General features: G+C 39.3%; 11 protein-coding genes. 4 read left to right on the forward strand and 7 right to left on the reverse strand.

Annotated features, from left to right (window positions below; genetic code table 11):
- Positions 1–2 precede the first annotated feature (2 nt).
- Entirely contained in the window at positions 3–1,418 is a 1,416-nt protein-coding gene (locus ACZ5WS_RS10420) for an FAD-dependent oxidoreductase (RefSeq protein ID WP_464708420.1), read from the forward strand.
- 123 nt (positions 1,419–1,541) lie between these two features.
- On the opposite strand, the gene ACZ5WS_RS10425 is transcribed toward ACZ5WS_RS10420, so the two are convergent.
- The 4 genes from ACZ5WS_RS10425 to nadK all read right to left on the reverse strand — a co-directional run bounded on the left by ACZ5WS_RS10425 (position 1,542) and on the right by nadK (position 5,213).
- Positions 1,542–1,859, reverse strand: coding sequence for a hypothetical protein (locus ACZ5WS_RS10425; protein ID WP_464708423.1), 318 nt, complete (start codon positions 1,857–1,859; stop codon positions 1,542–1,544).
- Between the two features lie 47 nt (positions 1,860–1,906).
- Entirely contained in the window at positions 1,907–3,580 is a 1,674-nt protein-coding gene (gene recN / locus ACZ5WS_RS10430) for a DNA repair protein RecN (RefSeq protein ID WP_178956220.1), read from the reverse strand.
- Positions 3,581–3,655: 75 nt separating this feature from the next.
- Complete coding sequence (locus ACZ5WS_RS10435; protein ID WP_198523321.1) at positions 3,656–4,213, reverse strand: hypothetical protein; 558 nt, start codon at positions 4,211–4,213, stop codon at positions 3,656–3,658.
- 115 nt (positions 4,214–4,328) lie between these two features.
- On the reverse strand, positions 4,329–5,213 hold the full coding sequence (gene nadK / locus ACZ5WS_RS10440; protein WP_198523320.1) for an NAD(+) kinase: 885 nt from the start codon (positions 5,211–5,213) through the stop codon (positions 4,329–4,331).
- A gap of 167 nt (positions 5,214–5,380) precedes the next feature.
- On the opposite strand from nadK, the gene ACZ5WS_RS10445 reads away from it, so the two are divergent.
- Together ACZ5WS_RS10445 and grpE are read left to right on the forward strand one after the other, a co-directional pair.
- Positions 5,381–6,346, forward strand: a complete 966-nt coding sequence (locus tag ACZ5WS_RS10445) for an HrcA family transcriptional regulator (RefSeq protein WP_464708429.1) — start codon at positions 5,381–5,383, stop codon at positions 6,344–6,346.
- Between the two features lie 58 nt (positions 6,347–6,404).
- Positions 6,405–7,016 carry a nucleotide exchange factor GrpE gene (gene grpE, locus ACZ5WS_RS10450; RefSeq protein ID WP_008113139.1) on the forward strand — a complete coding sequence of 204 codons (612 nt, stop codon included), beginning with the start codon at positions 6,405–6,407 and terminating at the stop codon, positions 7,014–7,016.
- A 27-nt stretch (positions 7,017–7,043) separates the two neighbouring features.
- Here the strand turns inward: grpE and ACZ5WS_RS10455 are convergent, their stop codons facing one another.
- Positions 7,044–8,243, reverse strand: coding sequence for a Bcr/CflA family efflux MFS transporter (locus ACZ5WS_RS10455; protein ID WP_464708434.1), 1,200 nt, complete (start codon positions 8,241–8,243; stop codon positions 7,044–7,046).
- A gap of 170 nt (positions 8,244–8,413) precedes the next feature.
- Between ACZ5WS_RS10455 and ACZ5WS_RS10460 the strand changes: the two genes are divergently transcribed.
- Entirely contained in the window at positions 8,414–9,211 is a 798-nt protein-coding gene (locus ACZ5WS_RS10460) for a M48 family metallopeptidase (protein WP_193048948.1), read from the forward strand.
- 62 nt (positions 9,212–9,273) lie between these two features.
- On the opposite strand, the gene ACZ5WS_RS10465 is transcribed toward ACZ5WS_RS10460, so the two are convergent.
- Together ACZ5WS_RS10465 and ACZ5WS_RS10470 are read right to left on the reverse strand one after the other, a co-directional pair.
- On the reverse strand, positions 9,274–10,062 hold the full coding sequence (locus ACZ5WS_RS10465) for a hypothetical protein (protein ID WP_055012946.1): 789 nt from the start codon (positions 10,060–10,062) through the stop codon (positions 9,274–9,276).
- A gap of 118 nt (positions 10,063–10,180) precedes the next feature.
- The gene (locus tag ACZ5WS_RS10470) at positions 10,181–11,494 is read right to left on the reverse strand and encodes a Na+/H+ antiporter NhaC family protein (protein WP_198523808.1); all 1,314 of its coding nucleotides are present in this window, start codon (positions 11,492–11,494) and stop codon (positions 10,181–10,183) included.
- Positions 11,495–11,683 lie beyond the last annotated feature (189 nt).

The raw sequence follows: 11,683 nt of genomic DNA on the forward strand, positions 1-11,683 counted from the left end.
GTATGAGCGAAAATGTATATCAATTTATAGACGTGCAGCGTGTAGACCCACGCAAGAAACCAATCTCGTCGCGTAAAAAATCGTTCGTAGAAATTTATGAACCCTTTTCAGAAAACCAAGTTAATTCACAGGCAGATCGCTGCCTTGATTGCGGTAACCCTTATTGTGAGTGGAAATGTCCAGTACATAACTATATTCCACAATGGTTAAAACTGATCCGTACAGGGCGCATTTTAGAGGCGGCTGAGCTTTCGCACCGTACTAACAGTTTGCCTGAAGTGTGTGGTCGAGTATGCCCGCAAGATCGCTTATGTGAAGGCTCATGTACATTAGATGAAGAATTTGGTGCGGTAACAATTGGTAATATTGAAAAGTACATCACCGATACCGCGTTCAAAATGGGCTGGAAGCCAGACATGTCCTATGTGACATGGACTGATAAAAAAGTGGCTATTATCGGCGCAGGACCCGCAGGGTTAGGCTGTGCTGATATTTTAGTACGCAACGGCGTAAAGCCTGTGGTATTTGACCGTCACCCAGAAATTGGTGGACTGTTAACTTTTGGTATACCTTCTTTTAAATTAGAAAAAGAAGTCATGCAAAAACGTCGCGAAATATTTACTGAAATGGGTGTTGAATTTAAGCTTAATGTCGAAGTGGGTAAAGACATTAGCATGGATGAAATACTTAATGAGTATGACGCCGTATTTTTGGGAGTGGGGACTTATCAGAGTATGAGTGCGGGGCTTGAAAACGAAGATGCTCCGGGTGTGCATGATGCACTGCCATTCTTAATTGGTAACACCAATCGCGTAATGGGCTACGATGAGTCTAAGCAAGCCTGTATTGATATGGCAAACCAAAAAGTAGTGGTACTAGGTGGCGGTGATACTGCAATGGATTGCGTGCGAACATCAATTCGTCATAATGCATTAAAGGTGACCTGTGCGTACCGTCGTGATGAAGAAAACATGCCTGGCTCAAAACGTGAAGTAAAAAATGCCAAAGAAGAGGGCGTGATTTTTACTTATAACGTTCAGCCAAAAGGGATTGTCCTTAATGATAAAGGCGCAGTCGCTGGCGTTAAAATGGTAAAAACTCAGCTTGGTGAGGCAGATGAAAACGGCCGCCGTCGCGCTGAAGAAGTACCCGGATCAGAGCATATTATTGAAGCAACACAAGTGATTATGGCATTTGGCTTTAAGCCTCATAAAATGGACTGGTTAGAAAAATACGATGTAGAAATTAACCACTGGGGCGGTATTAATGCACCTGAACAAGGTGAATTTACTCATCAAACTACCAACCCTAAAATATTTGCTGGAGGCGATATTGTTCGTGGCTCAGACTTAGTAGTTACCGCTATATTTGAGGGACGTAATGCTGCAGAAGGCATTATGGATTATTTAAAAGTGTAAATAATTCTTTTGTTAGAATGGAGTCAAAAGCAAACCTTCGGGTTTGCTTTTTTATTCCCTCAGTTTTACAAATAAAAATGCCCGCAATACACAGGTTGCGGGCATTTTTAAACGCTATGTTAGTTAATCCATCGAGAAGTGATCAAGGCTCGATTTCACTCTGGCTTGTCGACGTTTCACACTTTTATAGCAGATAATGTTACAAACAAGCTGTAGGCTAATAACCAACCAACTAAGTGTTATTAAGCCACTAATAGTTGTGCTGCTAAAAACTAACATAACAGCAATAACAAAATGTACAATTAATGCCATATTTAAAAAACGATATAATCCTTGTTTAAATTGTGTATGTTTAAACTTGCTAAACATGGCTAAAAGTACACTAACTATAAGTAGTAGCCAGTTAATTGCTAAGCCAAAATAAATGACCGTTGTTTGCATCAAGGTATCCTCACCGTATCAAGGTAACGCACTATAAATGTATAATTTTATCCGTGCGCTTTTATAAGCTCTTTCGCATTTGCTTTAGCTGTTTTGCTAATGTTATCACCACCCAGCAAGCGCGCAATTTCATTAACCCTGCCATCTTTATTCAATGCTAGCATATGCGTAAATGTTTCACCATTAGCTATTTCTTTGGCAACAAAAAATTGCTGATGAGCACTACTGGCCACTTGCGGTAAATGAGTTACACAAATTACTTGTGTCGATTTACCTAATTGGCGAAGTAGTTTACCAACGGCAGCAGCCGTTGGGCCAGAAATACCGACATCAACTTCATCAAATATAAGCGTAGGAGTCGTTACTTTTTGGGCAATAATAACTTGAATAGCCAAACTAATGCGTGATAATTCACCACCAGAGGCTACTTTTGCTAAAGGTTGTAATGGTTGCCCTGGGTTTGTTGATACTAAAAACGATACATTATCAAAACCTAAGCTGTTTGGAGAGCGATCGGTATGTGCTGTAAGGGCTATTTCAAAAACGCCATTTTCCATAGATAAATTAGCCATGCTTTCGCTGATCAAGCCATTAAGTGTATTAGCGTATTGATGACGGCTAGCACTTAATTCCTCACTAGCCGTTTGATAATCTTCAAGAGCTGCTGTAATTTCACCTTCAAGCTGTTCGAGGCGCGAACTATTACTGCTTATAGAGTCTAGCTCTTGTGTTACATTTTGATGAAACTCAACGAGCTCTTGTGGCTTTATATGGTGTTTTCTTGCTAAATCCATAGCGCCGCTGAGCCTGTTTTCTACTTCCGTTAAGCGAGTAGGATCTAAGTCAGCTTGTTCAGTATAATTGCGTATTTCTCTGCTTGCTTCTTCAACTTGAACCGCCGCTTCTGTCAGTAATGCTGCTACATTGGCCAGGGTTTCATCATAATGTGCAAGTTCATTAAATTGTTGCGCGCTATGTTGTATAAGAGAGCACGCATTTTGCTCATCACTTTCGTATAAGTGTTGTAGCTCGCGCTGACAAGATTGCAAAATAGTTTGGCTATTACTGAGCTTATAATGCTCTGCTTCTATTTGTTCAAATTCACCTGTTTGCAAGGCAAATTCATCAAGTTCAGCTACTTGGTATTCTAATAATTGTTTCTGCGCAGCTTGTTGTTGCTGTTGATGTTCTAGTTGTTTAAATTCTTTTTGTAAATCAGCATAACGTTTATAGCGTTGGCTTACAGCATTAACTAGATTTTGGTGCCCGGCGTAAGCATCCAGTAGCTGTAATTGATGCTCTGCTTTTAATAGATGCTGGTGTGCATGTTGACCATGTATAGAAATTAAATATTGGCCTAGCTCTTTTAGCTGTGCAGCGGTGACAGGGCTACCATTAATGTAGCTTTTGCTGCGGCCATTCTTGCAAACAACTCTACGAAGTAGACATTCGTTATCGTCATTATTAAGCATGTTCTCTTCTAGAAATGCATGGGCGTGTGGCAAATTGCTTAAATCAAATTGCGCACTTACCTCGGCTTTATCAGTGCCCGGGCGCACAGCAGATGCTTCTGCTCTTTCTCCAAGGCACAGTGATAACGCATCAATAGCGATTGATTTACCCGCACCCGTTTCACCGGTAATAGCGGTCATGCCCGAATGCCATTCAGTGCTTAAATTACTTACAATTGCAAAATTTTTAATTTCTAAACCAATTAACATACTGTTCATCCATCCAGTGAATTAACTGTTAATTTATACAGTGTTTTGGTTTATTGCAAATTAAATTTCTATATTTTAAGCAAGGCTGGACTCAATTAGTGTTTTTTTTTCTTCATCAATAGGGAGGGTTTCATCGTTAAGATCAATATTATCAACTGGTTGTATGTTGTCTTCAGTTTTCAACTTTAAGATTAACGTAGGAAGGGCTTCTTGGTAAAAATTTTTATTGTATAAAATACCTTGAGCTGGCAACTCTGCTATAAAATATTGAGTGCTGTCGGCAAATGCTTGGCTATTATTACTTTTATAGGTTTTTATAAGCTCTTCGTTAAGTATATTAATAAGTTGGTCACATAACGATTCCAGCTTAACTAAATTTTCATCGGTGTGAGGCTGTACCACAAAAAAGTTACTAACAACGGCTTGAATTCGAGGAAGGTGCTTAGCACTGATTACTTTTGCATCAAGTAACTCGTTTAGTTTTATTTTTAAACGTGATTGAGTACTTGCTACGCGCTCGTTAAACAGCTTTTTCTTTGCTTCAATGGTTTTTTTTCGATTACTCTCAATTAGCATGTAACTGCCAAGTAGGGTAATTAATAATAATAAAGCAAGAAATACTACATAATTCATTACTACTTTTTCCTGATGATATTTAAAATTTCTAGTCCAATATTTTGCGCTAAAGTTGCATCTTTGGCAATAAAATTAGGGGCTAATGATTTTTTCAGATTAAAATTCGTTCAAACTAGTATAGACGACTACCCCAATTAAGCTTTTTACGTAGCACATTATAATAAGAGTAATTTTTGGGGTGAATTAAGCGTAATTTTTTATCTGCTTTTCGTATAACTACCTCATCACCAGGTAATACGGCGAGTACAACATGGCTGTCACAGCTTACTTGTAAGCTATCAGTATTATCTAAACTAAGCTTTAAACGCACTTCATTGTCAGCATCAACCACTAAAGGGCGGCTTGATAAAGTATGTGGAAACATGGGAACTAGTGACATTGCATTAAGCTCTGGTGTTAAAATAGGTCCACCACCTGATAAAGAATAGGCCGTTGACCCTGTTGGAGTGGATACAATCAAACCGTCGGAACGTTGTGAAAATACAAAATCATCGTTAATAAAGGCTTCAAACTCAATCATGTGTGCTACTTTATCAGCATGAAGCACCGCTTCGTTTACTGCTGAATTAGCACTTTTAAGCTCGTTATGTCGATACACTTCAACTTCTAATAGAAAACGTTTCTCTTCAATGTAATCGCCGCTGAGTACCTGCTCTAAGCTACCTTCAAATCCTTCTGGGTTCAGATCTGTTAAAAAGCCTAAATTACCTCTATTAACACCAATTACGGCTATGTCAAAGCGTGCCAGCACCCTTGCAGCACCAAGCATGTTGCCATCGCCTCCAACCACAATCGCTAAGTCGGCACGCTCGCCTAAATCAACGAGCTTTACGAGTTTGTCACTCGGTACATCACTAAGTTGACTCCCTGTACGTTTTTCAACAATCACCTCAAAGCCTAAAGCTAATAAAAACGTATGTAATCGTTGTAAAGTAGCGGCAGCATTAGGATGATTTGGCTTACCAATCAAGCCGATAGTATTAAAGGGAGAGTCCATAATAAATACACTGAAAGTTCTAATATTTGTAGAGTAACCTAAAACAGAAGTGTTTGAAAACATGGATTTTAGTAATACCCAGCGGATTTAATCAATTCACTGTAAAATTTAGATTTATTGTATTTTTTATACTTGAAATAATAATGCTTAGCCCCGATATAATAACTATGCATAAAGATGTAGATAACATGAAACTAAACCCACGAGATCAGCAAATATTTGCCGCTGTTATGAGTATGTACTGTAATGGCGATGGCTTACCTGTGCCGTCAACAAAAATTGCAAAGCAAAAAGGTATGGCGGTTTGCTCTGCTACTGTTCGTAACGCAATGGCGCGACTTGAAAAAATAGGTTTGTTGTATTCACCACACACATCGGCTGGCCGTGTGCCAACTAATGATGGGTTTGACTATTGGTTTGATGAGTTTTTTTCGCTCAAAGATATTGCTAATTATTGGCAACCTGAGCAGGCACAATTAGTTGAGCTTGCGCATGGTTTGAGCCAACGCTACCAAGTATGTTGTTGTGTAGGGTTACCCCAAGTTAGAACACAGCAGGTATTTAGAGTAGAAGTGCTCGATTTTGATGCAAACAACTGGCTTATTTTACTTTTAGATAGAGCAGGACAGAGCCACAATATTTGTATTAATAAGCCTAATGACCCTAGCGATAGCCAACGCTATGAATTTGCGACTTGGCTCAATACGGTTTTTAGTCAACAATCTTTAATCGAAGGCCTTTATCGGATGCAGGCAATGGCCAATACGGCACCACGTAATTGTCATGATTCTTTAACTCAATGGACCCGTGAGCTAAGCCAAAAATTAGGCTCAGATAACAGCATTGTTGTTGGGGAAAATTACCTTTATAAGAAAATAGACTGTGAGCAAAGTCTCAATATTGGTGTGTCATTCTTAAATTTTGTTGAAGATAAACTCGTTTTCAAAAATGGGGTCTCCATTCTTAGTGCCGAAAACTTACCTTTTAGCTCCTGTGATGATCTTATAGTGATCAGTGTGCCGTATTTTCAAAACCAAGAATATCAAAGTCGTTTTTGTGTTATTTGTCCAAAATCAGCGCAATTAGAGAAAATAATCCAAGAATTTAAATTATTAGAGCCATTGAGCTCTTGAATCTTTTTATTCAATCCCCATAATTACCGCAGTTGTAAAGAATTGGAGCGTATATTTTATGTCTGAGCAGACACAAAACCCAGAGCAAGAAGTAGAACTGAACGAAGAAGTGACGCAAATGGAAGCCGATGTTGAGGCGGCAGTTGAAGCAGCTGAGCAACATGCCGAGCAAGAGCAAAGCCCTGAAGCAGAAATTGCTATGTTATATGCCGAGCTTGAAACTGCAAAGCAAACTATTGCAGATCAAAAAGATAGCGTAGTTCGCGCTGCTGCAGATGTGGACAATATGCGTCGTCGCGCTGCACAAGATGTAGAAAAAGCACACAAATTTGCACTAGAAAAGTTTGCTAATGAATTACTCCCTGTTATAGATAACTTAGAGCGTGCTATTGAGTTTTCTGATAAAGAAAATGAAACGCTTAAGCCTTTACTTGAAGGCATTGATATGACAGTGAAAAGCTTTAACGACGCGGTAGCTAAATTTGGTGTTGAAATTGTAAACCCTCAAGGTGAGCAGTTTAACCCAGACTTTCATCAAGCAATGTCAATCCAACCAAGCAACGATGTAACCCCAAATACTGTTTTAGCAGTAATGCAAAAAGGCTACACATTAAACGGTCGTTTATTACGCCCTGCAATGGTCATGGTATCTAAAGCCGCTGACGCTTAATTAAGTATACAATTTAAAAATGCCTCATTATGAGGCATTTTTTTTGTCTTTCAAATAATGTATTAACTGCACCAGTATTGTCAGTACCACCGCACTAAACATTAAACTAGAAAATGGAACCGCACTTTGTGCATGCATTACCGCTAATATAGGGCCTACTAATGCGCCACTACCAAAACGCAAGGTGCCGATAACCGCCGTAGCAGTTCCGGTATTTTGTTCAAACTTCATCAAAATTAATGAATCTGCATTACTTGCTATTATGCCTAAGCTCATCATTAACGGGGCAATAGCCGCAACAATAAAGTAAAGCGATAAATGCAACACACTAAAGCTGAGTAATGCTGTGCCAGATAAAAAACCACACATTAGCCCGTAATAAAGCATTTTTCGTGAGCCAATACGTGGCACTACGCGAGTATTTAAAAAGTTACCAAACATCAGCGCCATTACATTAAAAGCGAATAGCAGGCCAAACAATTGTTCCGATACTTTAAATAAGTCGAGGTAAATATATGGAACCGAGGTTAAAAAGCAAAAAAAGCCAAACGACACAAACATCGAGCTTAAAATATCAGCGCGGGCGTGCGGGTTGCTTAATACCACTTTGTAACTCGAAAAGAATAGCGATAACCCTTTTCGATCATTTTTAAATATCGGGATATCGATTAAATAACGCTGCACAAAAAGTAAAATTACAAAGCTATAAGCCGCTAAAACAATAAAAATAGTCGACCAAAGCGAAAAGCCTAAAATAACTGAGCCGATAGAGGGGGCAAGTAAAGGCGCTATCATCATAATCATAGACACGTACGACATACCCTTAGCAGTATTTTTTTGATATATGTGTCTAATAATCCCTGGAACCACAACCGTAGCTGCCGCCCCTGTAAATGCCTGTACTGCTCTTAACAGCCAAAAAGTATGCACTTCAGTGGTAAATGCTAAAGCGAGTGAACTCAAGCCAAATAAACTGAGCCCTATTCGTGCCAGTTTACGCCTGCCAATTTGATCGGCTATGGGGCCAAAAAATAACATGCCCAATGCATAACCTGCTAAATAGATACTCAACGAGATTTGAACATTTGGCATGCTAGTATTGAGATCGTTGGCAATTACCAGCATAGCCGGTAAATACATATCAATGGCTAAAGGCGTGATTGCTACAATACTGGCTAATAAAGGCAATAAAATACGGGTATTAAAAGAAGAAGCCGAAGCGCTCATTTAAAAACTCAAAACAACGAATATAGGTTGGGCAGTATAGCAGGGCAATGGCGTTGGATAAACTTAGTTTGCCTGCTAACTTAATTGTTTAATCGCAAAAAGCAAAGATTTTAAACTAACACTGCGTTTGGTATTCTATACTCAGTAACAAACTTTTTTAGGGCATTATAATGAAGAAATTGGTTTTGGCAGTACTTGCCAGTGCAGTATTAGTAGGTTGTAAAACATCACCAACTGGACGCACACAGATTGCGCTTTACTCAGATCAACAAATGAGTCAAATGGGCACTGCGAGTTTTGCCCAAATGAAAAAAACGCAGCCGGTAAATAAAGACCCAAAAGTTAACAGTTACGTCAATTGTATTGCTGACAAAGTAGTAGCCGTGCTTCCTACAGATTATGCATCTCAAAATTGGGAAGTGGTGGTATTTGAAGATGAATCTGCAAACGCTTTTGCATTGCCAGGTGGTTATATTGGCGTGCACACTGGATTATTAAAAATTGCTACAAATCAAGATCAGCTTGCAACTGTTTTAGGTCATGAAGTCGGTCATGTGATTGCAGAGCACTCAAATGAACGTGTTTCACAAAGCTCTATTTTACAAACCGGAATGAAAGTGGGCAGTGCGGCGCTTGAAATGGGTAACGTGCAATACCGCAATGAAATTATGCAAGGGCTTGGTCTTGGCGCTCAATATGGTGTGGTTTTACCGTTTAGTCGTTCACATGAGACAGAAGCTGACGTTATTGGTTTAGATTTAATGGCGCAAGCAGGTTTCAACCCTAAAGAGTCTGTTACGCTTTGGCAAAATATGAGTCAAGCGGGCAGTGGGGCAACGCCAGAGTTTTTATCAACTCACCCAGCACCAACAAGCCGTATTGCAAATTTACAATCGCAAATGAGTAAAGCGCTTAGTGAGCAAAAAGCAGCTAAAGCACAAGGTAAAAATCCGCAGTGTAAGTTGTAATCAACCATAAAAAAACCTGTCTAATGACAGGTTTTATTTTTTAATAGTTAAGTATTTAATTATTAAAAAGTCCACTCTATGTGTACTTGTGGAACTGACTCTGTAACATCTGTACCAAGTTTGTTATGCCAGTACTGCCACTCCATACCTAACAGTAAGGTGTTTTCTTTCATTTCTAGCGCATGCCCCATATCCCATACAATAATAGGTTGAGCTAAAAACCAAGCGCGTACGTCATTACCAAACTCATCTTCACGCTCAGCAATATATTCCGCATGACCCTTAACACTAAATTTTTGTGAGCCGATCATAAATGGATATTCAAAAGCAACGTCAAACATCCAGCTGTTGGTTTCAATTGGCGCACCGCCTTTCGCAACACCTTCACTATCATCAATGTAGGCAGTCACAAGGGTTGAGAAGAAATTAAAACCAGGTACATCCCAGCTTAATTTTACACCCGGTAAGTATTTAACAACTTTAGCATCGCCTGCGGCATTAATACCCATGGTTAGGCCAACATCAACGAGCGCACCTGACGCTACTTTTTCGTCCATAACGGCCGATAAGCTAAGCGTAGAATAACCTTCAAAGTAAAAGTCTTGATCTTGGTAGTTATCGTCATTGCCATCAGTGCTGTAATCAATAAAGAAAAAGTTATCCCCATAGTCATGGCCTGAAGCATGTTGCAATGAATAAACCGTGGTGCTTGATTTTTGTTCAGTGAACGGGTTTTTATGATTACCGTTGTTAATATGAAGCGCAGTACTGCTCCAATTAGCAGCAGTAGCTGTTGAACTTAAGGCACACGCACTAAGTGCAACGAGAGGAAGTAAGTTTTTAATTTTCATAACCATATTTTATGTGACACGCTGAATACCACATTATAGCAAAGACGGTTAATTTGTTAATTATTTATTGTCATAAACAGTGTACTAGCATGTGGCTAATACACTGTTTAAAGAAGATTTAAGCTTTATTACGACGTAAACAAATAACCGCAATAGCGGTAAAAGCTAAAATAAAGCAGTAGTAAGATGAGGTTGATACTTCCCACGGGCTAATTTTAAATGTAGCACCAAGCAGAAGTGCTTGTGCGCCGTAAGGTAAAGACCCTTGGGTAACACAGGCAAAAATATCTAATAAACTGGCAGAACGTTTACCACTAATTTCGCCATCGTCAGCTAGCTTTTTAGCAATAGGGCCAGTCACAATAATAGACACTGTGTTGTTAGCAATACACATATTGCTGGTTAGCACTAATGCAGCTATCCCTAACTGATCCGCTACCTTGCGATGCCATTTTGCAATGACCTTAGTGATTGCTTGAATTTTTTGCGCGATGTAGTCGAGGCCGCCATTAATACGAATAAACTCAGAGAGGCCACCAATAAACATAGACAGTAAAAATATTTCCTGCATGTCGCTAAAACCTTGGTAAATATCTTTTACAAAGCTGGCGCCTTCATAGCTTCCGGTAAAGCCCATCAATGCGGCGAAAACAATACCGCTTAACAGTACTACAAATACATTAAAGCCCATTACCGCCAAGACTAGAATAAAGGCATAAGGAAGTACTAATAAAATATCGTAGTCTTTGGTATCAACTACTTGTGCTGCAGGCGTTAAAAACAATAGTAATGCAATAGTAAGGATAGCGGCCGGAACAGCAATTTTAAGATTTTCTTTAAACTTATCTTTCATTTCACAGCCTTGCGTGCGGGTAGCTGCAATCGTAGTGTCGGAAATTATTGATAGGTTATCACCAAACATGGCGCCAGATACAATGGTACCGGCCATTAATGCGGGATCAATCCCTGTTTTCATTGATACTGCATAAGCAATTGGGCCAATAGCACCGATAGTTCCCATTGACGTGCCCATCGCAGTAGAGATAACCGCTGCAATTAAAAACAAACCAGGCAGAAGTAATGAAGGGGGAATAAGAGAGAGACCAGCATTAACAACCGCGTCAACGCCACCGGTTGCCCCTGCAACCGCAGAAAAAGCACCTGCTAATAAATAGATAAGGCACATGGTAATAATATTGTTATTACCCACGCCTTTAATAAAGGTTTCTACACTTTGATTAATACTGGCTTTGTTTAAGATAAAGGCTAAAACAATCGCAGGTAAAATAGCGACCGGTGCTGGGAGTTGATAAAATGCATAATCAACCCCTTGAGATTGCAAATATAAGCCTGAGCCTAAAAAAATAGCAACAAAGGTGAGTAGGGGTAGCAAAGAAAATCTTGCTTTATTTTTATCAAATGATGGCTGCATCATAATCCTCATTAATTATTCATAGCAATCGAAACCGATTGATATACTTAACAGCCAAAGCATCCCTCTTTTAGCTGAATTTAGTTGTTTGTTTTACTATCTAACCAGATAAGTAACTCAACAGCGCCCGCAAGCCAAAGACCAAATCGGCGCAAAAAAGAAGTTTAAATGTATAGATGGCTAAATGCA

The organism is Pseudoalteromonas sp. 11L1, assembly GCF_055397545.1.